The following is a 24,388-nucleotide window of genomic DNA, read 5'->3' as shown; positions in this document are numbered from 1 at the left end:
TTGCCTTTCGGGGCAGGGCCGGCATTCGGCGTGCGGGGCAGAGTCCCTGCTGCTTCGGGGCTAGTGCCTTGGAAACAGAACAGGCCCGGTCCGCTTATTCGCATAAGAGGACCGGGCCTGTTGCCGTGGTCAAGCCTTCTGGCTAGATTTGGGCCGCGCTTTGGGCTGCAGCTTCACGCTCATCGGCTTCGCGCATGGCACGCTCTACGCGATCCACGTCGCGGACTGCACCCTTGTCAGCGGACAACGCCATGGCGGCGTAGGCCCGCAACGCAGGGGAGACCACGCGCTCGCGGCTCTTCGGACGGTAGCCGGTGGTCGCGATCAAGCGCTCGCGGCGTTCTGCCAAGACCTCGTCAGAGACGTTCAGGGTCAGCTCGCGGGTCGGGATATCGATGGAGATGGTATCGCCATCTTCCACCAGGGCGATCATGCCGCCGGAAGCGGCCTCGGGGGAGACGTGCCCGATGGACAGGCCCGAGGTACCACCAGAGAAGCGGCCATCGGTGATCAGTGCGCAGGCCTTGCCCAGGCCGCGGCCCTTGAGGAACGAGGTGGGGTAGAGCATTTCCTGCATGCCCGGCCCGCCCTTGGGACCTTCGTAGCGGATGACTACTACGTCGCCTTCCTTCACCTGCTTGTTCAGGATCTTCTCGACGGCTTCATCCTGTGATTCGCAGACCACTGCTGGGCCGGAGAAGGTCCAGATCGAAGGGTCAACGCCAGCGGTCTTGACCACTGCACCGTCCACGGCGATGTTGCCGCGCAGTACGGCCAAGCCGCCGTCCTTGGAGTAGGCGTTCTCAACCGAGTGGATGCAGCCTTCTGCATCATCGGTGTCCAGCGCCGCCCACCGCTCGGACTGCGAGAAGGCGGTGGAGGAACGCACGCCGCCCGGGGCTGCGTGCCACAGGTCGAAGGATTCCTCCTTGGCCTTGCCGCTGCGGATATCCCAGTCATCGAGCCATTCGCCCAGGGTTGCCGAGTGAACCGTGTGCACGGTTTCATCCAGCAGGCCGCCGCGGCGCAGCTCGCCGAGGATTGCGGGGATGCCACCGGCACGGTGGACATCTTCCATGTAGTAGATGGTGCCGTTGCCGGCAGCGTTGGGTGCAACCTTGGCCAGACACGGGACACGGCGGGACACTTCATCGATCTCATCGAGGCCGAATTCCACGCCGGCCTCGCGGGCGGCGGCCAGCAGGTGCAAGATGGTGTTGGTGGAACCGCCCATGGCGATATCCAGCGCCATGGCGTTGCCGAAGGCCTTCTTGGTGGCGATGCTGCGTGGCAGGACCGTCTCGTCGTCTTCGCCGTAGTAGCGGTTGGCGATATCGACTACCAGCTTGCCGGCGTTTTCATACAGGTCCTTGCGGGCCGTGTGGGTAGCCAAGGTGGAGCCGTTGCCCGGCAGGGACAAGCCCATGGCCTCGGTCAGGCAGTTCATCGAGTTGGCGGTGAACATGCCCGAGCAGGAGCCGCAGGTTGGGCAGGCCGACTCTTCGATGCGCAGCAGGTCTGCATCCGATACGTTCTCGTTCACGGCCTCGGAGATGGCGTCCACCAGGTCCAAGGTGCGCACGGTGCCGTCAACCAAAGTGGCGCGGCCGGCTTCCATCGGTCCACCGGAGACGAAGACCGTAGGGATGTTCAGGCGCAATGCGGCCATCAGCATGCCCGGGGTGATCTTGTCGCAGTTCGAGATGCAGATCAGCGCGTCGGCACAGTGGGCATTGACCATGTATTCCACGGAGTCGGCAATGAGGTCGCGCGATGGCAGCGAGTAGAGCATGCCTCCGTGGCCCATGGCGATGCCGTCGTCCACGGCAATGGTGTTGAATTCGCGGGGGATGCCACCGGCGGCAGTGATGGCGTCGGAGACAATGCGGCCTACCGGCTGCAGGTGGGTGTGCCCTGGAACGAATTCAGTGAAGCTGTTGGAGACAGCGATAATCGGCTTGCGCCCGAGGTCAGCGCCGTTCACGCCGGCTGCGCGGAACAGTGCGCGAGCGCCGGCCATATTGCGGCCATGGGTGACAGTGTGTGAACGAAGTGTGGTCATACCTAAAATCTCACCATATATTTGCCCTCAAACCCAGACGGTGACGATACTAGTAGTACTACTACCATGCAATGAGGTTTACCCCGTGACTCCAAGTCAAAGACGTCGCGAAGAACTCGCCGCGTTCCTCAAGGACCGCCGAGCCCGGGCTGACAGGGCTTCCCATGGACTGCCGGAGATCGGACGCAGCCGGGTGCGCGGCCTGCGCCGCGAAGAAGTCGCCACCTTGGCCGGCGTTTCTGTTACCTGGTACACCTGGCTTGAGCAGGCCCGCGACATCAATCCCTCGCGCCAGGTTCTGCAGTCCTTGGCACGGCTGTTCCGGCTCACCCCGGTGGAATCCTCGTACCTGTTTTCTCTGGCAGGGCACGGTGAGCTTGACCCGATTGGCACCGGCGGCATGACTCCAGCCCTGCAGCGTTTGCTCGATGCGTTGCAGTTCCCGGCCTTCCTGCTCTCCGCCGACTGGACCATCCTGGGCTGGAATGAGGCCTATGAACAGCTGTATCCGCGGGTGGCTTCATTGGACAGCGAAGATCGGAACCTGTTGTGGCTCGTATTCACCGATGCGCAATTGCGTGAGATGCTCCCGGATTGGGAAGTGCAAAGCCGCGGTTTCGTGGGAAGCTTCCGTGCCGAAACGCGTGGATGGCTCAGCCCGTCGGGGGAGAGCGGCATCGTTGCGCGGGTCTCGGCGGCCTCCCCGGAATTTGCCGCGATCTGGAATGAACGCGACGTTGCAGGTTTCCGCACCGGTGAACGGGTGTTCCGGCATCCTAAATTGGGGCTGACCCGCTACGAGCAGCACAACCTGACTCCTACCGAAGCCACGGACTTGACCTTGTTGATGTACACGCCGCTGTAGATGGAACCGATTTCGCAATGAGTTTGTCGTAGGGAGAGCTTCGTAACAGAACGCATCACATTGCCATTCGGTTCCAGTACTGCAAATTAGTCCCGAAACCGAACGCTCCGTTTAAAGATCCTTATCCCAAATTTCACTGTATTCCGTGCTGAAGGCGGGCCAAATTTTGGATCGAACATCATCGAGACACGAAATGCCCTTCATATCGTCGCCTGTGAGGACAAATTCATGAGGAATGACTCGGCCCGATCTGTCCTTGCGGTCCAGCGGATCAGCGAAACGAATAGCTATGGAATCGGCGTCTCGGTGGAATACTTCTAATTCGTCGTCGACTTCAGAAAACGCTCGATTGTAGAATTCCAGAGGCTTTTCGTGACTCCCATCTCGAAGAAATCGAAATCCCCAAATCCTGCCCCGTGTGGCCCAAATGACGCTCAACGTGGGCTCCTGAGCAATACCTTGTCAGATTCAGCTTGTGAGAGTTCTAATTGGAAACCCGCAATAATGGCACTGATAAAGTCCTTCTTCTGTATTGCCTTCTTCTGGAGTTTCTCCAAACCTTCATCCGCCATGTTTGCTACGTGAGCCATAGCTTGTGGCTGGACATGATTAAATAGCGATGCGATGCGATTGGGGAATCGATGTTGGACCAGTTGAACCGCCGCAGCGATTAGTCCTACGCCATTTAGCAGTTCTTTCGCAACCTTGCCGGGCAGGACACGTGCATTCGCCCAGCGAAGATGGCGTTGCATTGGCAGCGCTGAAGCGAGGGGTAGGACCAGATTGATGCCAACGCGATCACCGAGATCGATATGGCCAGATTCAAATTTCGCTGATGATGTCAGCACGAAGTCTTCCCCCACAGACAGTGCTTCATTTCCAGTGACAAACCCTGACAAAATTTGCCGGAGATCTGCGATTTCGCCTGCGACCTTACCGATCAAAAGATCGCGAAAACGATACGCATCATAATCTGGCAGCAAGTCACATTTCGTCAGTGCAAACATCCAGATTCGAGGGAACCTGACGAGCTTCTTGCCATCATGCAGCAATTCGTCTTGAAGTGATAGGAGGGTGCTCTTGAGATTTCCTAGCAAGGACTTGAGGTAACGCTCGATGTCGTCGTCATCGTCAAGGAGTCGCGAACTGTCGACGAGGATCAAGGCAACGTCCGACCGGATCAAGTCGTTGAAGGTCTTCAGGCGGATCTCGGCTTCTTCTTCAGTATTGGCTCCGTGGCTGAGCCATTCGCCTGGATAATCGTGCCATACGAGCCTGAGCGCATTGAAAGGGATGCTCGGATGGTTTTGTCCGTTGTTTTCTTTCAGCTTTAAAGTGAATGAGTACGTTTCGTTATTGAAGCGGTTGGCTAGCGGTGTGCGCGAATTTTCCCGCATTCCCAAGTAGTTCTTATGAAGTTTTGCACCCTGCTTAAAGTCGTCGGCAACTATCCGATAGAGGTTGCGTTCGGTGAACTCCGGTTCTTGCGCGGCTCCGTATAAAGCGGACAGTAGAACTGTTTTTCCGCTACCACTTTCGCCGAAGACAGCAATGTGCTGCTCAGGTGTTTTAGTACTCGCCATGGAATCATTCCTCAGGCTTATCGCGCAATTAGCGCTGTCAATCGATTTCTGTTGGGATCAGCTTATAGGCATACAGCGACGAAAGGGCGGAGGTGTCTAATAGGCGAACTATTTTGACTGCAGAGTAGCGGCGAAATGTAAATTATAAGAATTCAGCATTAACGAAGTTTAGTGCCTTTTCCTTGAACTCGCGGCTGGTTACCGCGTTGGCGTGATTGCGTCCTGCCAGCCACAGCACTTCATTGCGTGTTCCTTCGTCCTTCAGGAGGCGACGCAAATGCGGCATGGTGGTCGCGAGATCATCCTGGTCTCCGGCGACCAGCAAGGTGGGAACCGATGGCACCTTGGCTGCCGGATCGTAGGGCTCGGATTTGATTGCCTCAATCAGCTCAAAGAGCGCCGATAGATCATTGGACGGTTCAGCCTCGGCAATCCGCATGATGGCGGCGGTGTAGTCGTCATGGATCTTTTCGCCGGTCTCAACGTAGGTGCGGGCCTGGTCCAATTCGAAGGCGGCCAGCGGATCACCGGCTCCTGGACCCCCGATGACCAAATGATTCACCAAATCCGGATTGAAAGCGGCGAATTCCCAGGCCAGCCGGGAACCCAAAGAGTAGCCGATGACATCTACGGGTCCATCGTCCAGATCCATCACGATGGCAGCCAGGGCCTGGCGAATCTGGCTTGGTGCCCAGCTGCCGTCGTTGCGGCGAGGATCTTCTCCATGGCCCGGCAAATCAACCAGAAGGACATCGCGTCCTGCATCAGTGAAATATTTCAGCCACCGCGAGCGGTCCCAATTCAGTTCGCCGGATGAGGCGAAGCCGTGGATGAAAAGCACGGATGGGCTTTTCACCTCAGCGTTTGCGCGAACCACTCGAAGATTCAGATCCAATGTCATGCCATTGATCATAGGTCATTCACCCTTGAAATGTGATCTGGGCTAGCGCCTCAAGAGCGTTAATGTCAGAATGACTCTAACGAATCCGAATGTGCTGAAAACGAGGCAAATAAGAAATGTCATCCGTACCGGGTTGGGCGAATGTCGACGAACGCCGCAACCTCCCGCCCGCTCTTGCGGTTTCCACTGTGATCCTGGGAATCCGTGAAGGCAAAGATGGCGGACCCGACAAACTCTGCTTGCCAGTGGTACGCCGCATTCGCCAACCCCACACTGGAATGTGGGCGCTGCCAGGCGGACCAGTTGATCCGCGGGAATCCCTCGGCCAAGCGGCAGGGCGCAACCTTGCTGAAACCACAGGCCTACGCCCCACCTATCTGGAACAGCTCTACACCTTCGGGGATATCGACCGCTCGCCAACCCACCGCCTAGTCACCATCGCCTACTTTGCGCTGCTGAACGCTGACCAGGTCGGTGCCACCGTCCAAGACGACAACGTGGCCTGGTTCGATATCGATGATCCGCAGATTGCCCAGATGGCTTTCGACCACCGAAAGATCTTGGACTACGCCATGTGGAGGCTGCGCAACAAGACCGAGTACGGGCAGATAGCGCATCGATTGCTAGGAGAACGCTTCACCCTGGCGGCCCTGCGCGGAGTCTATGAAGCTATCCTCGGACGCCGCCTGGATCCTGCGAACTTCCGCCGAACACTCAAGAACACTGCCTCCATCGAGGAGACCGATGAGTATCTGGCCGGCGGACAGCACCGGCCGCCACGGTTATACCGCTACGTGGGCCACGGACCAGACCCGTTGGAAGTCGACCCGCTGCACGACTAGCAAGCACCATTCATACTTTTCACCGTCATCCTGTAAGAAACGGACGAACCCATGAGCACCCAAATCACTGACAACGCCAATGCCTCGGTAGCCCAGAACATCGCTCGGCTCAATCTGCTGGCTCCGGAATCCACCTGCTCCACCGATCTGGCCTCCAACCCGTGGGACACCCCTGCGGGCTACGGGCCAGGTGCCTCCCAAGAGGATTCGGTTCCAGCTGGTTACCCGGTGCAGGGTTCCATCCCAGAGGAATACCTGGAGGCTAGCGACGCCGAGCTTGATACTCGCATCATTGCTGCCAAAGAAACCCTGGGGGACAGGGCAGTGATCCTAGGGCACTTCTACCAGCGCGATGAAGTGGTGAAATATGCGGATTTCGTGGGTGACTCCTTCCAGCTGGCCAACGCAGCATTGACCCGAGACAAGGCGGAAGCCATCGTGTTCTGCGGTGTGCACTTCATGGCCGAAACGGCAGATATTCTCAGCCGCGAGGACCAATCGGTGATCCTTCCGAATCTTGCAGCAGGTTGCTCCATGGCAGACATGGCAGACGGTCCGAGCGTGCAAAAGTGCTGGGAAGAGCTCACCGCCCTATATGCGGATGAAGCTGATGATGGGCGGATGCCGGTCATTCCGGTGACCTACATGAACTGCTCTGCAGAGCTTAAGGCCTTTGTCGGTCGCAACGGCGGACTGGTCTGCACCTCCTCCAACGCTGCAACTGTTCTGGAGTGGGCTTTTGAGCGAGGACGCCGCGTCCTGTTTTTCCCGGACCAGCACCTTGGACGCAACACCGCTAAGGCCATGGGCATTCCCCTGGAGCAGATGCCGATGTGGACTCCGCGCAAGGAATTGGGCGGCAACGAAGCTGACACGCTGCTCGATGCCAAGGTCATTTTGTGGCACGGCTTCTGCTCCGTGCACAAGCGCTTCAACCCCGCGCAGATCGCCAAGGCGCGTGAGGATTTCCCTGGCGTGCGCGTGATTGTGCATCCGGAATGCCCCATGGAAGTTGTGGACGCGGCAGATGAAGCCGGCTCTACCGACTACATCCAAAAGGCTATTGCCGCTGCTACCGAGCCAACTGCTTTTGCCATCGGTACCGAAATTAATATGGTCAACCGCTTGGCTGCCCAGTACCCGCAGCACAACATCTTCTGCCTTGATCCAGTGATCTGCCCATGCTCCACGATGTACCGAATCCACCCGGGCTACCTTGCCTGGGTGCTCGAAGAGCTGGTTGCCGGACGAGTGGTCAACCAAATTTCGGTACCGAAGGAACAACAAGGGGATGCAAAGATCGCCCTGGAGCGCATGCTAGCTGCCAAGCCATGAGCCAGGTCCAACAAGAACCGAAGAAGCTGGTGATCGTCGGCTCCGGTGTGGCTGGACTGTGCGCAGCTTTGCACGCCGTAGAGCTGGGCATCCAGCCGGTATTGCTGACCAAATGGAAACTGGGGGACTCGAACTCTGAGCTCGCGCAGGGCGGGCTATCAGCTGTTACCGGAGCATCCATGGCCCAAGGCGACTCTGTTTCCAAACACGTTGCCGATACGCTCAAAGCTGGCGCGGGCCACTGCGGCGTGGAACCGGTGGAACACCTGTGTTCCTCAGGCGAAGAGCTAGTGCAGGCTTTGGAATCCTATGCAGTGGATTTTGACCGTAATGCAGATGGCTCCTACCAGCTTGGCCTTGAAGCCGCGCACAGCGCACACCGTATTCTGCATATCAATGGGGATGCCACCGGCGCTTCATTGGTGCAATCCCTGGTTGGTGCCGTGCGCCAGCTGGAGACTGCCAAGAAGCTCAGTATTATCGAGGATGCGCTTGCCACCGAACTGCAGCTGCAGGACGGAAGGGTTTCAGGGGTGCACTACTTGCGCCACGATGCACAGCAGCTGCTCTCGTCCAGCGCCGTGCTGCTGGCTACCGGTGGACTGGGCCAGTTGTACTCAGCGACCACCAATCCCCGAGGAGCAACCGCCGACGGCCTGGGACTGGCTGCCCGGGCCGGTGCTGTCATCGCGGATGCCGAATTCGTCCAGTTCCACCCAACGCTGGTTGACCCGGCCCGATATCCCGAAGCCGGGATGGTTTCCGAAGCTGTCCGCGGCGAGGGCGCCATCCTGGTCAATGACGCAGGGCAGCGGTTCATGCCTGGAATTCACCCGGACGCTGAGCTGGCACCTCGTGATGTCGTGGCCCGAGGCATCCATGAGCAGATCCAAGCCGGACACCAGGTGTACCTTGATGCGCGGGCCGTGGAAGAAACGCGCGGCGCAGGATTCCTCGCTCGCCGTTTCCCGTCCATCACCGCCAAGCTGGCGAGTTGCACCGCGGGCGGCTCCGGCCTGGACATGGCTCATGACCTGATTCCGGTGGTAGCGGCCCAGCACTACTTCATGGGCGGGATCTACACCGACACGTCAGGACGAACCTCTGTCCCCGGTCTTTATGCGGCCGGCGAATGCGCCAACACGACAGTTCACGGCGCCAACCGACTAGCCAGCAATTCGTTGCTGGAGGCCATGGTTTTTGCGCGGAACGCGGTTGCCGCCATGGCCGGTGAAGCTTCCGACACCGGGTGCGATATCAGCAGGCTGGTGGTCCAGGAGATCAGCGCGCCAACTCCACAAGCACCCCTGGATCTTGAACAGTTGCAAACGGCAGCCAGCAGCAAACTTGGCGTCTACCGCACCGGCGTGCAGCTCGAAGAAATGGTCCAGCTGCTAGCGACGAGCGCGCCTGTAGCTGCCACTGCGCGCGAGCAATCGGAACTGCGCAACCTGTGGATCACCGCACGGATCATCGCCGCAGGTTCCATGGCACGCACCAAAAGCCTGGGTGCGCACCATCGCTTGGATTCAACCGAATTCACCAGCAGCCAGCCAGATGAGGGTGTGCGCTATGGCTGGACTCTGCACCCGAGCGAGCTGGACAATGAAAATCTTTTGAGCAAGGAATTGAACGCGTGAACACTTCGACCCATCCGGTACCGAACGCCGCCATGGACCGCATCATCGAGCTGGCGCTCGCCGAGGACAATCCGCGCGGCGACATCACCGCGCTGACCATCGTTCCCGAAGGTGCGACAGCGACTGCTGTGGTCCAGGCCCGCCAGCCAGGCGTACTCTCAGGAGGGGCGGTATTCACCCGGACAATGCAGCTAGTGGATCTGCAGCTGGAGGTAGAGCAGCTGATTGCCGACGGAAGCACGTTTGCCGCCGGTGACAGCTTGCTCAAGGTCACCGGGCCGGCGGCGAGCTTGCTGACCGCTGAACGCGTGGGGCTCAATCTCCTGCAGCGCATGAGTGCCATCGCCACGGCGACCGCTGAGCTCGTCGGCCTGGTTGCGCATACCAAAGCCCGCATTGTCGATACCCGGAAAACTACGCCAGGCCTTCGCGTCCTTGAACGCTACGCAGTGCGCTGCGGTGGAGGAGTCAACCACCGGGACAACCTGTCGGATGCTTTCATGGCCAAGGACAACCACCTGGCTTTGCTGGATAACGGGGAGCAGCTTACGGCGGCCTTGAAATCCGTACGTGCGCGGCTGGGGCACACGACATCGATGGAAGTTGAAGTGGATTCGATTGCGCAGATTCCAGCTGTGCTCGCCGCCGGCGTGGATATCATCATGCTGGATAACTTTGATCCGGCGGGCATTCCCGCAGCCATTGAACTGATCAACGGGCAAGCGGTGGTCGAAGCCAGCGGAAATATCAACGCCGCAACTGTCGTGGCTGTCGCTGAAGCTGGTGTTGATGTCATTTCCTCGGGGGCCATTACGCACTCGGTGAAAGCTATTGACCTTGGACTGGATATGGTTATTGCATGATCTACATGGATGCCGCATCCACTGCGCCGCCTCGCCAAGACGTTCTCGACATGCTCAATCCGTTGCTGACCAAAGATTTTGGAAATCCGGCATCTTTGCATGAAGCAGGGCAGCAGGCCAAGCGGGCTAACGACTGGGCAAGAACCCAGGTGGCTAGCCAGCTGGGCGTGGCAGCTGAGGAAGTCTATTTCACTTCCGGCGGCACCGAGGGGGCCAATGCTGCCGTGATCGGGGCGGCTTTGGCCAACCCCCGCGGACGCGTGGTGGTCTCCAGTTCCATTGAGCATCCAGCGGTACTGGAAGCCTGCAAGTACCTTGTTGAATTCCACGGATTCGAACACCGCATCATCCCGGTATCGGCCACGGGGCTGGTCGATCTGGATGCGGCCGGCCAGCTGATCGATGCAGCTGTTGCCGTGGTTTCGGTGATGGCAGTGAACAATGAAGTGGGCACCATTCAACCGGTTGCGCAGGTTGCCCAGCTGGCCCGCAACGCTGGGGCGATCATGCATACGGACGCCGTGCAGGGCGCCGGCTGGATCGATCTCAAGCCGTTGTGCGCCGCTGTGGACGCATTGAGCATTTCCGGGCACAAGCTCGGCAGCCTCAAAGGCAGCGGAGCACTGTACCTGTCCGCTAAGCATCGCTTTGTGCCGCTGCTGCACGGTGGCGGACAGCAGGGCGGAATGCGTTCGGGAACCGAGAACCCGGCCGCTGCCGTGGGCATAGCCGCGGCATTGCAGGCAGCGACCGCACAGCGCGAAGCAGGACTGGGCGCAAGCTTTGGCCCGTACTTGGTTGAACGGATTCTCAAGGAACTCAATGCCAAGCATCCGGGCAGCGTCCAGCTGACAGGGGATCCGGACCATCGTGTTGGCGGCATAGTCTCCTTCGTTTTCCCGAAGACCGCAGGCGAAACTGTGCTGATTGAATTGGCCCGCAGGGGAGTCCTATGTTCTTCAGGTTCTGCTTGCGCAGCAGGCTCGACCGATCCTTCGGCGGTACTCACTGCGATGGGCTATGAAGAAGAACTGGCCCATACTGCTGTCCGTCTTTCGTTCACGCGCACCGCAAAAGAAAATGAGATCAGCCAGGTGGCCTCGGCTGTAGTTTCCTGCGTCTCCGGGCTCTTAAGCTGAAAATCCTGCTTCCCGGAACAGAAAAGTTCTTGGAAGCAGGATTGCAGCCAGCCGATGCCGGTGCCCTAGCGCAAGTACGTGCCGGAGACCCAGCCGTTCTTCCCGGCATACTTCACCGGGTACCAGCCGGACTTCTTCGAGCCGCGGATGGTCACCGTCTTTCCTTTGGGAATAGTGAGGATGACACGCTTGCCTGTTCCCGCGCCACTGCGCATGTTCAGGTTCGCGATGGTCTTCTTAGACGAGGACTTTGAGCTCTTGGGCTTGGTGGTCTTCGGCGCAGTCCCGGAGGAGGAGAAATTGCTCAGGTAGGTGCCCGAGACCCAGCCATTCTTCCCTGCGTACTTCACCGGGTACCAGCCGGACTTCTTTGCGCCGCGAATGGCGAGCTTCTTGCCATTCGGAATAGTCAGCACGACGCGATGGCTGGTGCCTGCCCCGGCACGCATATTCAAGTTCGCAGTGGTCTTGGCAGACTTGGCATTGCTGGTGCTCTTCTGAGGCGAGCTCTTCTTCGAATCCTTCTTCGGTGCTGCCGGCATCGAGATGTTCTTCAGATACTTGCCCGATACCCAACCGGTTTTCGAGCTGTAGCGAACCTGGTACCAACCGGACTTCTTGGATCCGGTCAGTTGGACGCTCTTGCCTTTCGGGATGGTCAGCAATAGTCGGTTCCCGGCGCCTGCCCCGGTGCGCATATTCAGATTCGCGGTGGTCCGCGCTGTGCCCTTGGTCTGCTTGGGAGTGCTCTTGGCTTTCTTGCCTGAAACCCCATAGTAGGCTTCGAGGCTCTTGGCGCCAGAGTTCTTCACGCTCTTGGCCAGGGAGGTACCCAGGTAGCGGAAGTGCCACGGCTCGTAGGAGTAGCCCGTAACGGATTCCTGGCCCTTCTGGTAGCGCATGATGAAGCCGTACTTGTGTGCGTTCTTGCCGACCCACTTGCCCACGGGAGTGTTGGCGAAGCAGGCCTGCAAACCGCAAGCGCCGTTGGCATTTCCCACGTCAATGGCCAGGCCAGTTTGGTGCTCGCTGGTGCCCGGTACAGCGGAGATGCGTGAAGCGTAGCTCTTGCCATAGATGCGGGTGTAGTAGTTGAACAGCTCAGCCTGGCGGTTGTATGAACGATAACCGCTGACAGCCCGGATCTTGACACCGTCCTTCGCAGCTGCCTTGGCCATCTTGGTGTAGGCCTTGGCCGCCGAGGACTTCAGCCGGACGTTGGTGCCCTTGACCGCTACCGTCTTCGGTGCGTACTTAACGGGACTGAGCGGGTAGTTCTTGTTGACGAAGACGTCATCCTTGCTCGGATTGCGCTGGATTTTCTTGGCGGCAATCTGCAGTCCGCTATTAACTGCCAGTGCCTGAGCCTGTACCGCTGAAGTTGCTGGGGCAGGGGCTGCGGCTAGTGCCGGGGTTGCCGGAAGCACTGTTGCGAGCAGTGCGGCCGAGAGGACGGCAGCCATTGAAGTCTTGAACGCCCGAGGCAGTTTCATGGAACTCTCCGATAGAGGTGACAAGCGATGCGACCATCATTCCATCATCTATCCATGACTCGTTCAAGACGTTACTGCAAACGTTAGAGAAGGAATGGTCTCGTTGGGCCCATCTTTTGAATCAACTAGCGGGGCAGTTCCGCCCTTGGCGCCAGGTGCCGGCAACCAGTGGCTGCTGGCGGTGCGGATATGGATAAACGGCCTCCCACTTGAGGCACCGCAAGTTTTCCCGGGGCCATGGCCGCAGGGTCTTCGCAACTGGGTTTTCCAGTCGGCCAGGCGTGCCGCAAGGAGCGCGGCCTGGGAAAATGCTCGCTGAACTTTGCTTGCAAGAAGTCGCAATCCTCACGCCAGCCGCCAGGAAAATGCCCCGTTCCTGGAGTCAAGTTGGTGGAAGAACACGAAGGGCCAATTTTTCTAGCTCGGCGAGATTTGGTAGGTTTGCGTGCATGCGTATCCGTCCAGAAGTCTTCGATGACCGAGCTGCGGTGTATGCAATAACCCATGCTGCGTTCTCCGGCATCGATCCGATGGTTGAGCCTGAGGAAGTCGGACTGCTGCAGCGTCTATTCGACTGCGACCAGTACGATAACCGTTTCTCAATCGTTGCCCTGGATGACACAACGGTCATTGGGCACGTCATCGCTACATGGGGAGAAGTGAATGGGGAACCCTTGCTGGGACTTGGCCCGCTAGCTGTCGCCCCGGAATACCAGCACCGAGGTGTCGGGTCGATCCTGATGCAAGAAATCCATGACAAGGCCGAGCAAGAAAGCATCAGCGGTATCGTTCTGCTGGGCGCCCCTGGCTACTACCGCCGCTTCGGCTACGAAGCGGCGCAAGGTCGCGGGATCCTGCCTACGCGCACCTCATGGGGCGAGCACTTCATGGTGCGGGTCTTCGACGATAACCGCCTGCCGCGCGGCAACTACCGCTATGCCAAGCCGTTTGGCGTCTAAGCGCTAATTTTCGCTGGGAATTTTCCCATATCTATTGTCACTAGTGCTCTTCGGGCGTAAACCTGTCTTATGGAACCACATGAAGAGCTTCGCGAACTGTCCTTCACCGTGTCGGGAATCATTTCCAAATCGATCAGGCAAGTATACGAAGCTGTGGCTGATCCAGAACAGCTTTCCCATTACTTCACTACCGGCGGAGCATCCGGGCACATGGAAAACGGTGCCACCGTGACCTGGGACTTCCATGATTTCCCCGGCCCGTTCCCGGTCAAGGTCGTGGAAGTGGAAGAGCCAAAGCGCATTGTCCTGCAATGGGGCGGCCAGCAATCCACCGCTGCCGATGGCATGAATACCGTGACGTTCGAATTCGCTTCTCTGGAAGACAGCACCCGAACCAAGGTGACCATCAGCGAGGCCAGCTGGGTGGCGACCTCCGAAGGAGCCAAGGCCGCCTTTGGGAATTGCGAGGGCTGGACCGGGATGCTGGCCGCGATGAAGGCGTGGCTGGAATACGGGATCAACCTCCGCGAGGGGTTCTACAAATAGCCGGGATCGGCAGCTAGCGGCGGCGCTGGTAGTAGACGTGCGTGGCAAGCGTCGTTTCGCGCCGCGACACGCGGTCCATATGCGTTTCTATATCTTCAACGCTGATCGGTTCGCCATGCCCGAGGCGGATGGGCGCGATATGCAGCCGCAGCTCGTCAATGAGGCCGGCTCGCAAGAACTGCACAATGGTGTTTGCTCCACCGGCGATGGCCACTGGATTCTCTCCCGCCGCTTCCTGGGCTTCGGCGAGGGCTTCCTCGATCCCATCGGGGACGAATTGGAAGCTGGTCCCGCCCTCCAGGCAGAGCATCGGCTTCGGATGGTGGCTGAGCACGAAGACCGGGGCATGGTACGGAGGGGTCTCTCCCCACCACCCGATCCAGTCGGCGTCTTCCTCACCGGCTGGAGGGCCGAACATCTTGCTCCCCATGATGAAAGCCGAGGCTTCGGTAATAGCGGAAATTTCCGCCTGGTTCTCGTCGAGGCGCTCAAACTGCCAGCGGTGCAGGGCTTCGGCTCCCTCGCCCAGCGGATTATCCATGCTCTGATTGGGTCCAGCGCAGAATCCGTCCAGGGAGACGGTGACATCGCAAACTACCGAGCCCATGGCAAATGCCTCGATTCAACCTACATGCCGGCGGGAGAGTGGCTACTCCTACAATGAACCTGCCCGGAGGCAGAATCAAGCCCAGGTTCGGGACAATGCACCCAGACGCCTAGCTCTCCACGTCTTTTGGCGCACCGGCAACATTCCACAGCGACAAGTGGTATTTCCGGATCAGCGCTGCTTCCAGGAGCAGGGCCGCCTTGCGGTGGATGCAGGTGACCCACCGGCCTTCAAGATTCAAGCGGTCAATGGCCAGGCGTGCCACTTGCTGGATTGAGCGGGATTCACCGCGGTCCGCCTCGATTGCCAGGTCCCGCAGCCACTGGGGATCCGCTAGTCCTTCGTCAAAAGCGTACTTGCCCATGCCGGAGGTCGCGCCCTGGCCGCTGGAATAGATCTTCAGTCTTCCGCGAAGTCCCTTGCCGCTGCGTTCACCAGCCTGGCCCACGTAGATTGGCTCATGGTCCGAGGCGCCCGCGCGGCGGAACATGTAGACGCCCGGGGCCACTGGCGCCGAGTCGGCGGTGGCTTCAAAGGAGTCCCACGGCGACCAGTCCAGGGATTCAATGACCTGGTCGTCAATGGGCGTGAGGGAAATTTCCAGCCCCGGCGCGCCGGCGAACTGAAGTTGGGTCTGCAAAGCGGCGGAGACATGCCAGTTGCCACCTGGCTGAGGCGGCTTCTGGATGGCGCCCTTGGGACGATGCTGGCGCAGATAGCTGCGCAACTCCTTGGTTTCTACGCCAAGGGTGCTGGCAGCTTCTTCCAAGCTGAATAGCTTTTCGTCCTTCAAGAGTGTTCTGCCTTCTGTGCGCCGTGATTGAACAGTTGATGCTGAATCAATTTAATCCCATGGAATGCCCGGGAGCCCGGAAGGAGCTGCCTATGGCATGTCCTTCCGGGCTGGGGCAAAAGCTACTGCACCGCTTCACGCAGTTTGGTGCTCAAGCGTTCCAACTCATGGAATTCTTCTTCGGTCAGTGCGGTGCCCAGCAAATTGTGCAGATGCTTGACGTGCTCCCTTCCGATTTCCTGCTGGAGCTTGCGGCCTGCCTCGGTCAGCGAGAGCTGCATGGCACGGTGGTCATCCGGGTCGGCCTCGCGAACTACCAGCCCCTGGTCTTCCAATCGGGTGACCATGCGGCTGAGGCTGGGCTGCGAAATCAGCAACTGCTTGTTCAGGTCTACCATCCGGCTTTTGCCGCCGGGGCAGGTGCGCAAGTTGAACAGCACGTCGTACTCGCGCATGGACAGCTTGCCGAACTCCGGCATTGCGGTGATCTGGCGCATGACCGCCACCTGTGCCCGGAAAAGAGCCTCCCAGGCATCGGTGGCGACCTTCAATGAGGCTGCTGGATTACTGGTCCCGGTCACTTGCTACAGGCTCCTTGGTGTTTGCTTGCTCAGCTTCCAGTTTAGCGTCGCGAGCAGCAACCAATCCCGCATGGGTAGGAGCCGGGGTAAGGTCCTTCGGTGCCCGGGAATCCATTTCCTTGCGCAGTTCAGGCAGTACGTACTCGCCGAACAGGTCCAGCTGGTTCAGCACGGTCTTCAGCGGCAGGCCGGCATGGTCGATGAGGAACAGCTGTCGCTGGTAGCTGCCGAAGTACTCCTGGAAGGACAGCGTCTTCTCCAGCACCTGCTGCGGGGAGCCAACGGTCAGCGGGGTCTGGGAGGTGAAGTCTTCCAACGACGGGCCATGGCCGTAGACCGGGGCGTTATCGAAGTACGGGCGGAATTCCTTGACTGCCTGCTGGGAATCCTTGGCCATGTAGAACTGGCCGCCCAGGCCAACCACGGCCTGGTCGGCGCGTCCGTGCCCATAGTGCTCGTAGCGCTCGCGGTACAGGTTGATCAGCTGCTGGTAGTGCTCCTTTGGCCAGAAGATGTTGTTGGCGAAGAAGCCGTCACCGTAGTAGGCGGCGATTTCTGCTACCTGCGGGGTGCGGATTGATCCGTGCCAGACGAATGGTGCCACGTCATCGAGCGGGCGCGGGGTCGAGGTGAAGTTCTGCAGCGGGGTGCGGAACTTGCCTTCCCAGTTCACCACGTCCTCATCCCACAGGCGGCGCAGCAGGTGGTAGTTCTCCACGGTCAGGTTGACCGAGTCCTGCATGTTCTTGCCGAACCATGGGTAGACCGGCCCGGTGTTGCCGCGGCCCAGAACCAGGTCCACTCGTCCATCTGCCAGGTGCTGGAGCATGGCGAAGTCCTCGGCGATCTTCACCGGGTCATTGGTGGTGATCAGCGTGGTCGTGGTGGAAAGGATGATGCGCTCGGTCTGGGCGGCAATGTAGGCCAGTGTGGTGGTAGGGGAGGAGGAGAAGAACGGGCGGTTGTGGTGCTCGCCGATGGCGTAGACGTCCATGCCGATTTCTTCGACCTTCTTGGCGATCGCCACCGATGCGTCGATGCGCTCTTTTTCGGTAGGGATGCGGCCGGTAGTCGGGTCGCGGGTGATGTCGCTGACTGAGAATACTCCGAATTGCATGTCCACTCCTGTTTTCCTGGTGCAAGCGTTATGTCCTGCCACCAATTTATATGCGTATGCATGTAATAACAAGTTGATGCGTCAAATATTCCCGGGCTCCTCGGAGATGTCCCTTCCTGGGGTGCACCGTCCGGCGGGTGCCCGTCACACTGCCGGCAACGTGCAATGAGTCAATGGGCAATAAGTCAATGAGCAATGAGTCAACGGCGGGTGGGGATGAAACCTGCACCCCAGAACAAGTTGCCTTGCTCGTGGGCCGGTTCCAAAGAGGGCTGCCCTGGCACGCACCGGCAATTGCGCCTGTGCTTGCGCAACTGGCGCAAAGCCCGTCGCAGCTGGCGCGCAGTCAGCGCGGATCCGGTATCCGTACCGGACTGCTGCTCCTGGATGCGAGCGAACAGGATGGTGCATGGCGGAATCTGGGTTGCGGTCATGAGTTGGCCTTTCGTAGAAGTTCATACGACAGCCAACAGGCTCCAGCTAACTTGAGGTCAAGCGGCCGGACCTGAATAATTCCTCATATGACATCCTCCAGCCACTCCGCAGTTCCAACAAGGAAAAGCCAATTAGGCATCGGGGATCTCGCTCGGCGCGCGGGAGTATCAGTGGCCGCGATCAGGTACTACGAGTCGCGGAACCTGATTTTCTCCACGCGGACCAACGGGAACATGCGCGTGTTCCCCAAGCACACGCTGCGCAGGCTGGCGATTATCGCTGCTGGCCAGCGCGTGGGCCTGACCCTGGCTGAAATCGCCGGCACGTTGGGCGAGCTGCCCGAAGACCGGGCGCCGCGGCAGAGTGAATGGGAACAGCTCAGCACGCATTGGAAGCAGATCATCGATCGCCGCATGCTCCAGCTCGAATCGCTGCGGGATTCGCTGGATGGATGCATCGGCTGCGGATGCCTGTCGATCAAGAATTGCTCGCTGGTCAACCCCGGAGATGAGGCCGCCGCGGAAGGCGAAGGCTCTCGCTGGATCCGCAAACTCGATGCGAACTCCAGCCACGGGTTTACCGGCGCCGTGGAGTGACGATTCCGCCCTGATAGGCAATCAGGGCGGCCTCCACGCGGTTGCGCGCCCCGAGCTTGAGCAGGATCGCGGTCATATGCCCCTTGACTGTCGCCTCGGTGAGCACCAGCCGGGCGGCAATCTCCGCATTGGACAGGCTCTGGCCCACCAGCGCAAGGACTTCGCGTTCGCGCACGGTCAAGCCGTGGACCAGGGACCGGGCCCGGGACTGCGCGGCGGTGTCGATCCCGCGCACCTTGTCGATCACCCTCCGGGCAATGCGCGGGGAGAGCGCCGCGGCGCCTTCGGCCACCGCATGGATGGCGCCGAGCAGTTCCTCGGGTCCCGAGCTCTTGAGCATGAATCCGCAGGCTCCGCCGGACATGGCCTGGTCGATGTATTCTTCCTCGCCGAAGGTGGTCAGGACCAGCACCTTGGTTTCCGGAGCCTGGCCCAGGATTGCTTCCATGGCTCCCAGTCCGTCGAGCTGCGGCATGCGGATATCCATCAGGATCACCGAGGGGTCCAAGCGCGCGGCCAGTTCGATGGCGCGCACCCCGTTCTCCGCTTCCCCGGCAATGAAGATGCCCGGGTCGCTGGACAGGATCGCGCGCAGCCCGGCGCGGATCAGCGCATCGTCATCCACCAGCAGGACGCTGACGGGGGTATCCATGCTCATCTGCAGTTCCTTTGGCTAGCCGGCGGGGTAGAGGTGGTCGGTGGAAACCAGTACGTTATCGGCGAAGCACAGGCGGAACATCTCGCTGCCCAGATCCAGCAGCCCGGTCCGGGCCGCATAGTAGCGGCACTGCGCATCCCCTGGCGGTGCCGGCTCGTCGATCACGGGAAGCGGCTCATCCAGGCCCGGGGCGTGGACCAGCGAAGCAACTTGCCGTGCGTCCATGCCCACCGAGAGCTTCTGGAAGTCCGAGGGGTGCAGGGCGGTGGCCTGGTAGGTGGCATGCTGCAACAGCAGCAGGGCCGCGGCAATCACCGTGACGGCGAGGACCGGCATCAGCACCAGCATCGAGGTGCTCGTGCGCTTCACCGGCGGCTGCACCCCGGCAGGCGCCGGGTACGGGAATGCCTGGGCAATGGAAGCGCGCAGTTCGAAACGCTCCTTGGTGCGGTGCACCGCCAGCGAGCCTCCGGCAGCTTCGAGGGTGCCGCGCAGCGAAGCTATCCCGGTGGCCCCAACCCGGCTGGGAGGCAGGGGGCCATGCAGCGGATTGGAAATGCTCAGCACCGCCTGCTCCGAGCGCGTATCGAGCTCGAGGTCCACCTCGGCGTGCGGCGCGTACTTCGCCGCATTGGTCAACGCCTCCTGGGCCACCTGGCGCAGCACCGCGGCCCACCGGATGGATCCGGGGGCCTGGAGCGAGGGGCCCTTCCGGGAGAAATTGATCTTCATGCCCTTGGCCCGGGCCTGTTCGACCAGCTGCTCCAGCGATGAACCTGCCGGGCCCAGCGGCGCTTGTTCGCCGTCCTCGTGCAGCACCCCGATGATCTGGTGCAGATGCTCGATGGACTCATCGGCCTGCTCGCGGATCCGCTTAGCCTGTTCGTAGGCCGGCGTGCCCTTTTCCAAGGACACCTGCAGCCCGCCGGTGGACAGCGCCAGCAGCGCCAGATCGTGGCCCAGCTGGTCATGCATGGCTTCGGCAATGCGCGCCCTTTCCCGCAGCTCGGCTTGCACCACCACATGCCGGCGCTCCTGGCTGCGGAACAGCACGGCATTGCGCCGCGCCCGGCCCGCCCACCAGGGCAGCAACGCGAAAAGCACCAGACCGGTAAGGATATTCAGTGCGAAGGCCAGCAGGCTCAGGTGCGAGGACCATGCCAGCGTCACCCCGGAGGCCAGCGTTCCTGCCCCGAGGGCCAGCAATCCATGGGCCAGCGCGGACACATGCCGTCCGGCCAGGTAGCTGCAAGCCGCGGCCAGGGGAGCGAGCACAACCCAGGCCCCGTTCGTGGAGATGGGAACCAGATAGGCGCACAGAGCCAGCAACAGCAACAGGACCGGCTGCTTCCACGAGGTAGTCATGGAGAACATGCTACGCAGAATCGGCGCAGCCAGACACCGACCAAGGTAGGGGTTGGGGCCGCGCGATGGCCGACTTCCAGCCGGTGCGCGGCAGCCCGGGCGAATCCTAGGGTTGAGCGCAGAACCAAAGGAGCACACCATGATCGCACTTGAAGCGCTGAGCAAGGACTTCGGCGCCACCCGCGCCGTCAATGCGCTGACCGCCACCATAGAACCCGGGCAGGTGACCGGATTCCTCGGACCCAACGGGGCCGGCAAATCGACCACCATGCGGATGATCCTCGGACTGGACGCGCCCAGCAGCGGGCGGGCACTGGTCAATTCGGTTCCCTACGCGCAGCTGCGCTACCCGCTGCAGGTTCTCGGAGCGCACATCTGCGGCACGGCGGGGCACCCGGGGCACACCCCGCGCACCTTCCTCGCATCCCTGGCGCAAAGCAACCGGATCCCGGCAACCCGGGTGGATGAGGTGCTGGCCGACGTCGGGCTGCAGTCCGTGGGCACCCAGCGGATCGGCGGATTCTCGCTGGGCATGCGCCAGCGCCTGGGCATCGCCGCAGCGCTGCTGGGCGACCCCGAGATCCTGGTCCTGGACGAGCCGATGAACGGGCTGGATGCCGAAGGGATCGTCTGGATCAGGCAGCTGCTGCGAACCCGGGCGGATCGCGGCGGGACCGTCTTCGTCTCCAGCCACCTGATGAGCGAGGTGCAGCAGGTCGCGGACCAGCTGATCCTGATCGGCCGTGGAGAGCTGATCGCCCAAGCCCCCACCAGGGAGCTGATCAGGCAATTCACCCAGCAGGTCATTACGGTGCGCTCGCCGCAGCTCGCGGCGCTCGCCGGACTCCTGCAGCGACCGGGCATCGAGCTGAACGCTGGCGAGGACCGGCTGGAGGTCATCGGCCTGCCGCTGGAAAATGTCGGTGGGCTGGCCTTCGCCCATGGCATCGAGCTGCATGAACTGAGCGTTGCCCACGGATCGCTGGAAAACGCCTACAACCAATTGACGCATGGCATGGTGGAGTACTCCGCCGAATCAGCTAGGGGAGCGGGAAGCAAATGAGCACGCTGCAGATCAAAGGGTCCGCATCCGGATACCTGGGCGCAGAGCTGCTGGCGGCGGCGCGCGCCGAGGCCGCTAAATTCTTCGGGCTGCGGTCGCTGCTCTGGCTTTATGGCTCGGGAATCACGCTGTCCATCGCCCTGGGGTGGCTGCTGGGTGCCAGTGCGAAAGCCAGCGGGGACAATGGCTTCGACACGGCGATGCCCGCCCCGCTGATGGTTTTCGCAACCCTGCAATTCGGCCAGCTGTTTTTCGCTGCCGCCGCGGCCCTGCACATCACCAGCGAGTACTCCAGCGGCACCATCACCACCTCCTTGCAAGCGGTACCGCGCCGCGGGCTGCTGCTGGCAGCGAAGTCGCTGCTGCTCTCCGGGCTCGGTTTCGCTGCCGGAGTGGCCATGATCGGCGTGGGCACCATTCCGGCAGCGCTCAGCGCGGGGCCGTACGGGGCATTCGCCGTCTCCGACCTGGTTTCGGCCTGCCTGGGCGCCGGAACCTACCTGGCGCTGCTGAGCTTGATGGTGCTCGGGCTCGGGCTGCTGTGCCGGAACTCGGCCGGGGCAATCGTCTCGGCGATCATGCTGGTGACCGGGCTGCCGCAGATCCTGCAGCTGATTCCCTTCTCATGGGTGCAGACGGTGGCCGACTACCTGCCCAGCAATGCGGCGACGTTCATGGCCACCGGCGCCACCGAACCCTATGGGCCGACGGTGGCGCTGCTGGTGCTGGCAGGCTGGGCCGTGGCCCTGCCCGGAGCCGGATATGTTTCGCTGAAGCGGCGCGACGCCTAGCCGCAGGCAGCGCACAGCGGGGTATCGGGCGTGATGCCCGATACCCCGCTGTGCGCACGTGGCTGAAGTTGCTAGGCCTTGGACCGAAGCTGGGCCCGGTCTCGCCATGCGGCGGTGCTCCACAGTGCAAGCGCTACCAGCGCTGGTTGGAAGAAGAGCCGGGCAAGCCGTTTCCCGTCGGTGTCCAGGCCGAACGCGTCGCGTCCCTCCTGCCACTGGGCGAGATTGCCGGGGAACACCGCCACGAAGAAGAGCGCGGCGATCCAGCCCACGGCGACCCGCTTCTTGAGCAGCGCCAGCAAGGAAAGTCCCAGGCCGATTTCGGCGACACCGGAAAGGATGACCGTCAGGTCCGGATCCAGCGGGACGAAGTCAGGGACCTGCGCGCGAAATTCCTCGCGGGCAAAGCTCAGGTGGCTGACCCCGGCGAAGACCAGGAATGCCCCGAGCGCACTCCGTGCGCCGTGCCGGGCGATTCCCAGGGGTTTCGCCGCGGGAGACCTAGTCATCGCTGACGCTGACCAGGACATCGATGTTGCCGCGGGTGGCATTGGAGTAGGGGCAGACCTGGTGGGCCGCGTCAGCCAGTTCCTGGGCCAGCGCAGGTTCCATGCCGGGAATGATGACTTCCAGCTCAACCGAGAGCTTGAACCCGTTCTCTCCCTCGCGGTTCAGGTGGACTCGGCCTCCGACGCTGGAGTCCTCGATCTTGACCTTGCGGCCACGCGCCACCATATTCAATGCCGAGTGGAAGCAGGCGGCGTAGCCAGCGGCGAACAGCTGTTCCGGGTTGGTGCCGGCTCCCGAACCGCCCAGTTCTGCCGGGGAGGCCAGGGCCAGATCGAGCTTGCCGTCCGGGGTCTGGACGCGGCCTTCGCGGCCTTGGCCGGTGGACAGGGATTCAGCGGTGTACAGGGTTTCCATGAAACTGCCTTTCGATGAGGGGGAAATCTGGTAGCTATTGTCCGGAGGCTTGGTCCGGAGCGGGGATTTGCTGCATGGAGGCGGTGATGCGGTGCAGGGATGCCAGCAGCGCTTTGGCGCTTTCCATATCCGACAACCCGGTGCCGCAGGCAATCTGCGCCGGGATATGCGCCAGTTCCTTGCGCAGGGATACGCCAGCGGGGGTCAGGCGGACGTTGACGACGCGGCTGTCCTGGTCATCGCGTTGGCGTTCGATGAAGTCCTTTTGTTCCAGCCGGCGCAGCAGCGGGGACAGGGTCCCGGAGTCCAGCTGGAGCATCTCGCCGATTTCGCGCACCGGCTTATCGTCTTCGGACCACAGTGCGACAAGCACCAGGTACTGGGTGTAGGTCAGCTGCCAGGGGGCGAGCAGCTCGGTATATGCGCGGGTGGTGGCCCGGCTGGCCGAGTAGAGGGAGAAGCACACCATGTCGTCAACTATTGCCATGGAATAATGATTGCACGCAATTCAATTGTGCGCAACTTATATTATTGATTCTCCAGGCACGGCGCTGCGCGGAGCGCAGGACGGGGCTTGGAATCGGATTTGGAATTGGAGCCGGACCGGCACTGGAATCGGGGGACAGCGACGGGTCGGAGCACCGGCAGGGATCTTGTCCCGCCGGCTGATGGGGTCATGTTTCGCGCCCTTGCGTTGGCGTCGCTAAGCTGGGAGCCATGAGTATCGGCAACTACCTGGCGAAGGCCGGAGGGCGCACCTGCCCCCGCCTGGCGGTAGTCCGCTCGCTGCTGCTGATCAGCGCGGTGCTTTTCGGCTTGTTCTCGATGCATGTGATGCATCATGGAGCCTCGGCGCAATCCCCGGCCACGGCCCCGGTCGCGCAGGCGCATCCGGCTCACACCCAGCCCGCGCACCATGCTCCGCCAGCCGATGCGGGCGGCGAGGAACAGGGCTGTACCGACTGCCCGATGGGCCATGAGATGGCCGCCGCCGGTTGCGTCTTGGCGTTGCTGGCCATGCTGCTGTTCCTGCGGCCGCCGCAGACCGTAGCCGTTCTCCGGTCGGTGTTCCCGCGGACCCTTTGCGCGGCACCGGAACTGCGGGGGATCGCACCGGATAAACCCGATCTGGTTGCGTTGGGGATCTGCCGAACGTGAGAACTTGGCCGGTCGATGCACTGGCCTCCAGCTAGTTCCGGCGCCGCCGCAGGCGGGCGCCGCTCACGTTCC

At 61.2% G+C, this 24,388-nt stretch carries 26 protein-coding genes; 12 read left to right on the top strand and 14 right to left on the bottom strand.

The genetic code is table 11. From position 1 onward, the window contains the following. Window positions 1-142: 142 nt before the first annotated feature. Window positions 143-2,062, bottom strand: coding sequence for a dihydroxy-acid dehydratase (ilvD, locus tag M2368_RS05890; protein ID WP_402473836.1), 1,920 nt, complete (start codon window positions 2,060-2,062; stop codon window positions 143-145). A gap of 85 nt (window positions 2,063-2,147) precedes the next feature. On the opposite strand from ilvD, the gene M2368_RS05885 reads away from it, so the two are divergent. Continuing rightward, window positions 2,148-2,927, top strand: coding sequence for a helix-turn-helix transcriptional regulator (locus M2368_RS05885; RefSeq protein WP_426734791.1), 780 nt, complete (start codon window positions 2,148-2,150; stop codon window positions 2,925-2,927). 434 nt (window positions 2,928-3,361) lie between these two features. Here the strand turns inward: M2368_RS05885 and M2368_RS05880 are convergent, their stop codons facing one another. Then, a complete protein-coding gene (locus M2368_RS05880; RefSeq protein ID WP_402741864.1) occupies window positions 3,362-4,510 on the bottom strand; it encodes a TRAFAC clade GTPase domain-containing protein in 1,149 nt (382 codons plus the stop codon). Between the two features lie 142 nt (window positions 4,511-4,652). Then, window positions 4,653-5,411 carry an alpha/beta fold hydrolase gene (locus tag M2368_RS05875; protein ID WP_332498684.1) on the bottom strand — a complete coding sequence of 253 codons (759 nt, stop codon included), beginning with the start codon at window positions 5,409-5,411 and terminating at the stop codon, window positions 4,653-4,655. A 116-nt stretch (window positions 5,412-5,527) separates the two neighbouring features. Here M2368_RS05875 and M2368_RS05870 point away from each other — a divergent pair, with 116 nt between their 5' ends. Genes M2368_RS05870 through M2368_RS05850 form a run of 5 tightly spaced genes read left to right on the top strand, consistent with a single transcriptional unit; the run spans window position 5,528 to window position 11,230 of the window. Then, the gene (locus M2368_RS05870) at window positions 5,528-6,253 is read left to right on the top strand and encodes an NUDIX hydrolase (protein ID WP_332489031.1); all 726 of its coding nucleotides are present in this window, start codon (window positions 5,528-5,530) and stop codon (window positions 6,251-6,253) included. A gap of 51 nt (window positions 6,254-6,304) precedes the next feature. After that, window positions 6,305-7,588, top strand: coding sequence for a quinolinate synthase NadA (gene nadA / locus M2368_RS05865; protein WP_332489029.1), 1,284 nt, complete (start codon window positions 6,305-6,307; stop codon window positions 7,586-7,588). Next, entirely contained in the window at window positions 7,585-9,228 is a 1,644-nt protein-coding gene (gene nadB, locus M2368_RS05860; protein ID WP_426734789.1) for an L-aspartate oxidase, read from the top strand. Before nadA ends, nadB begins: the two co-directional genes overlap by 4 nt. Further along, the gene (nadC, locus tag M2368_RS05855; RefSeq protein ID WP_426734787.1) at window positions 9,225-10,091 is read left to right on the top strand and encodes a carboxylating nicotinate-nucleotide diphosphorylase; all 867 of its coding nucleotides are present in this window, start codon (window positions 9,225-9,227) and stop codon (window positions 10,089-10,091) included. The genes nadB and nadC overlap by 4 nt, the downstream gene beginning before the upstream one ends. Beyond that, on the top strand, window positions 10,088-11,230 hold the full coding sequence (locus M2368_RS05850; protein ID WP_426734786.1) for a cysteine desulfurase family protein: 1,143 nt from the start codon (window positions 10,088-10,090) through the stop codon (window positions 11,228-11,230). Before nadC ends, M2368_RS05850 begins: the two co-directional genes overlap by 4 nt. A gap of 65 nt (window positions 11,231-11,295) precedes the next feature. Here M2368_RS05850 and M2368_RS05845 read toward each other — a convergent pair whose 3' ends face one another. After that, window positions 11,296-12,723, bottom strand: a complete 1,428-nt coding sequence (locus M2368_RS05845; protein ID WP_426734784.1) for a D-alanyl-D-alanine carboxypeptidase family protein — start codon at window positions 12,721-12,723, stop codon at window positions 11,296-11,298. Window positions 12,724-13,172: 449 nt separating this feature from the next. On the opposite strand from M2368_RS05845, the gene M2368_RS05840 reads away from it, so the two are divergent. Continuing rightward, window positions 13,173-13,682: a GNAT family N-acetyltransferase gene (locus M2368_RS05840; protein WP_181148886.1), complete on the top strand. Its 510-nt coding sequence runs from the start codon at window positions 13,173-13,175 to the stop codon at window positions 13,680-13,682. Between the two features lie 69 nt (window positions 13,683-13,751). Continuing rightward, window positions 13,752-14,228 carry an SRPBCC family protein gene (locus tag M2368_RS05835; RefSeq protein WP_332499038.1) on the top strand — a complete coding sequence of 159 codons (477 nt, stop codon included), beginning with the start codon at window positions 13,752-13,754 and terminating at the stop codon, window positions 14,226-14,228. A 13-nt stretch (window positions 14,229-14,241) separates the two neighbouring features. Here the strand turns inward: M2368_RS05835 and M2368_RS05830 are convergent, their stop codons facing one another. From M2368_RS05830 to M2368_RS05810, 5 genes are all read right to left on the bottom strand, one after another. Beyond that, a complete protein-coding gene (locus M2368_RS05830; RefSeq protein ID WP_133834714.1) occupies window positions 14,242-14,835 on the bottom strand; it encodes a dihydrofolate reductase family protein in 594 nt (197 codons plus the stop codon). A gap of 109 nt (window positions 14,836-14,944) precedes the next feature. Further along, complete coding sequence (locus M2368_RS05825; protein ID WP_105661090.1) at window positions 14,945-15,628, bottom strand: GIY-YIG nuclease family protein; 684 nt, start codon at window positions 15,626-15,628, stop codon at window positions 14,945-14,947. Window positions 15,629-15,750: 122 nt separating this feature from the next. After that, complete coding sequence (locus M2368_RS05820; RefSeq protein WP_105658053.1) at window positions 15,751-16,209, bottom strand: MarR family winged helix-turn-helix transcriptional regulator; 459 nt, start codon at window positions 16,207-16,209, stop codon at window positions 15,751-15,753. Next, window positions 16,193-17,326 carry an LLM class flavin-dependent oxidoreductase gene (locus M2368_RS05815; RefSeq protein ID WP_105661548.1) on the bottom strand — a complete coding sequence of 378 codons (1,134 nt, stop codon included), beginning with the start codon at window positions 17,324-17,326 and terminating at the stop codon, window positions 16,193-16,195. Before M2368_RS05815 ends, M2368_RS05820 begins: the two co-directional genes overlap by 17 nt. A 200-nt stretch (window positions 17,327-17,526) precedes the next feature. Then, window positions 17,527-17,760 (bottom strand): hypothetical protein, encoded by a 234-nt coding sequence (locus tag M2368_RS05810; RefSeq protein ID WP_133834713.1) that lies wholly within the window; start codon window positions 17,758-17,760, stop codon window positions 17,527-17,529. A gap of 87 nt (window positions 17,761-17,847) precedes the next feature. Here M2368_RS05810 and soxR point away from each other — a divergent pair, with 87 nt between their 5' ends. Continuing rightward, window positions 17,848-18,357, top strand: coding sequence for a redox-sensitive transcriptional activator SoxR (gene soxR, locus M2368_RS05805; protein ID WP_332489009.1), 510 nt, complete (start codon window positions 17,848-17,850; stop codon window positions 18,355-18,357). Here the strand turns inward: soxR and M2368_RS05800 are convergent. Both M2368_RS05800 and M2368_RS05795 read right to left on the bottom strand, forming a co-directional pair. Continuing rightward, window positions 18,338-19,015, bottom strand: a complete 678-nt coding sequence (locus tag M2368_RS05800; protein ID WP_332728518.1) for a response regulator — start codon at window positions 19,013-19,015, stop codon at window positions 18,338-18,340. The two genes, soxR and M2368_RS05800, sit on opposite strands and share 20 nt — an antisense overlap. A gap of 15 nt (window positions 19,016-19,030) precedes the next feature. Then, a complete protein-coding gene (locus tag M2368_RS05795; RefSeq protein WP_426734781.1) occupies window positions 19,031-20,380 on the bottom strand; it encodes a sensor histidine kinase in 1,350 nt (449 codons plus the stop codon). 139 nt (window positions 20,381-20,519) lie between these two features. Here M2368_RS05795 and M2368_RS05790 point away from each other — a divergent pair, with 139 nt between their 5' ends. Next, window positions 20,520-21,443 carry an ATP-binding cassette domain-containing protein gene (locus M2368_RS05790; protein ID WP_426734780.1) on the top strand — a complete coding sequence of 308 codons (924 nt, stop codon included), beginning with the start codon at window positions 20,520-20,522 and terminating at the stop codon, window positions 21,441-21,443. Beyond that, complete coding sequence (locus M2368_RS05785) at window positions 21,440-22,234, top strand: hypothetical protein (RefSeq protein ID WP_426734778.1); 795 nt, start codon at window positions 21,440-21,442, stop codon at window positions 22,232-22,234. The genes M2368_RS05790 and M2368_RS05785 overlap by 4 nt, the downstream gene beginning before the upstream one ends. Before the next feature lie 71 nt (window positions 22,235-22,305). Here M2368_RS05785 and M2368_RS05780 read toward each other — a convergent pair whose 3' ends face one another. From M2368_RS05780 to M2368_RS05770, 3 genes are read right to left on the bottom strand one after another with little or no spacing between them, the layout of a single operon-like run. After that, on the bottom strand, window positions 22,306-22,743 hold the full coding sequence (locus tag M2368_RS05780; RefSeq protein ID WP_426734776.1) for a DoxX family protein: 438 nt from the start codon (window positions 22,741-22,743) through the stop codon (window positions 22,306-22,308). After that, window positions 22,736-23,158 carry an organic hydroperoxide resistance protein gene (locus M2368_RS05775; RefSeq protein ID WP_105661097.1) on the bottom strand — a complete coding sequence of 141 codons (423 nt, stop codon included), beginning with the start codon at window positions 23,156-23,158 and terminating at the stop codon, window positions 22,736-22,738. Before M2368_RS05775 ends, M2368_RS05780 begins: the two co-directional genes overlap by 8 nt. A gap of 34 nt (window positions 23,159-23,192) precedes the next feature. After that, window positions 23,193-23,645: a MarR family winged helix-turn-helix transcriptional regulator gene (locus M2368_RS05770; RefSeq protein WP_426734774.1), complete on the bottom strand. Its 453-nt coding sequence runs from the start codon at window positions 23,643-23,645 to the stop codon at window positions 23,193-23,195. Window positions 23,646-23,875: 230 nt separating this feature from the next. Between M2368_RS05770 and M2368_RS05765 the strand changes: the two genes are divergently transcribed. Beyond that, window positions 23,876-24,316 (top strand): DUF6153 family protein, encoded by a 441-nt coding sequence (locus M2368_RS05765; protein WP_498724168.1) that lies wholly within the window; start codon window positions 23,876-23,878, stop codon window positions 24,314-24,316. Window positions 24,317-24,388: the final 72 nt, after the last annotated feature.

The sequence above is a fragment of the Arthrobacter sp. JUb119 genome (genome assembly GCF_024807995.1).
Lineage (GTDB): Bacteria > Actinomycetota > Actinomycetes > Actinomycetales > Micrococcaceae > Glutamicibacter.
This window is presented reverse-complemented; position numbering and strand designations above follow the sequence as displayed.

Excerpts from the sequence above, each read along its gene's own strand:
- M2368_RS05845 (WP_426734784.1), bottom strand. The coding sequence starts at position 12,723 with ATGAAACTGCCTCGGGCGTTCAAGACTTCAATGGCTGCCGTCCTCTCG.
- nadA (WP_332489029.1), top strand. The coding sequence starts at position 6,305 with ATGAGCACCCAAATCACTGACAACGCCAATGCCTCGGTAGCCCAGAAC.
- soxR (WP_332489009.1), top strand. The coding sequence starts at position 17,848 with ATGACATCCTCCAGCCACTCCGCAGTTCCAACAAGGAAAAGCCAATTA.
- M2368_RS05780 (WP_426734776.1), bottom strand. The coding sequence starts at position 22,743 with ATGACTAGGTCTCCCGCGGCGAAACCCCTGGGAATCGCCCGGCACGGC.
- M2368_RS05815 (WP_105661548.1), bottom strand. The coding sequence starts at position 17,326 with ATGCAATTCGGAGTATTCTCAGTCAGCGACATCACCCGCGACCCGACT.
- M2368_RS05800 (WP_332728518.1), bottom strand. The coding sequence starts at position 19,015 with ATGAGCATGGATACCCCCGTCAGCGTCCTGCTGGTGGATGACGATGCG.
- M2368_RS05850 (WP_426734786.1), top strand. The coding sequence starts at position 10,088 with ATGATCTACATGGATGCCGCATCCACTGCGCCGCCTCGCCAAGACGTT.
- M2368_RS05775 (WP_105661097.1), bottom strand. The coding sequence starts at position 23,158 with ATGGAAACCCTGTACACCGCTGAATCCCTGTCCACCGGCCAAGGCCGC.
- M2368_RS05765 (WP_498724168.1), top strand. The coding sequence starts at position 23,876 with ATGAGTATCGGCAACTACCTGGCGAAGGCCGGAGGGCGCACCTGCCCC.
- M2368_RS05835 (WP_332499038.1), top strand. The coding sequence starts at position 13,752 with ATGGAACCACATGAAGAGCTTCGCGAACTGTCCTTCACCGTGTCGGGA.
- M2368_RS05875 (WP_332498684.1), bottom strand. The coding sequence starts at position 5,411 with ATGACATTGGATCTGAATCTTCGAGTGGTTCGCGCAAACGCTGAGGTG.
- nadB (WP_426734789.1), top strand. The coding sequence starts at position 7,585 with ATGAGCCAGGTCCAACAAGAACCGAAGAAGCTGGTGATCGTCGGCTCC.
- M2368_RS05770 (WP_426734774.1), bottom strand. The coding sequence starts at position 23,645 with ATGGCAATAGTTGACGACATGGTGTGCTTCTCCCTCTACTCGGCCAGC.
- ilvD (WP_402473836.1), bottom strand. The coding sequence starts at position 2,062 with ATGACCACACTTCGTTCACACACTGTCACCCATGGCCGCAATATGGCC.
- M2368_RS05810 (WP_133834713.1), bottom strand. The coding sequence starts at position 17,760 with ATGACCGCAACCCAGATTCCGCCATGCACCATCCTGTTCGCTCGCATC.
- M2368_RS05785 (WP_426734778.1), top strand. The coding sequence starts at position 21,440 with ATGAGCACGCTGCAGATCAAAGGGTCCGCATCCGGATACCTGGGCGCA.
- M2368_RS05790 (WP_426734780.1), top strand. The coding sequence starts at position 20,520 with ATGATCGCACTTGAAGCGCTGAGCAAGGACTTCGGCGCCACCCGCGCC.
- M2368_RS05870 (WP_332489031.1), top strand. The coding sequence starts at position 5,528 with ATGTCATCCGTACCGGGTTGGGCGAATGTCGACGAACGCCGCAACCTC.
- M2368_RS05795 (WP_426734781.1), bottom strand. The coding sequence starts at position 20,380 with ATGACTACCTCGTGGAAGCAGCCGGTCCTGTTGCTGTTGCTGGCTCTG.
- M2368_RS05830 (WP_133834714.1), bottom strand. The coding sequence starts at position 14,835 with ATGGGCTCGGTAGTTTGCGATGTCACCGTCTCCCTGGACGGATTCTGC.
- M2368_RS05840 (WP_181148886.1), top strand. The coding sequence starts at position 13,173 with ATGCGTATCCGTCCAGAAGTCTTCGATGACCGAGCTGCGGTGTATGCA.
- M2368_RS05880 (WP_402741864.1), bottom strand. The coding sequence starts at position 4,510 with ATGGCGAGTACTAAAACACCTGAGCAGCACATTGCTGTCTTCGGCGAA.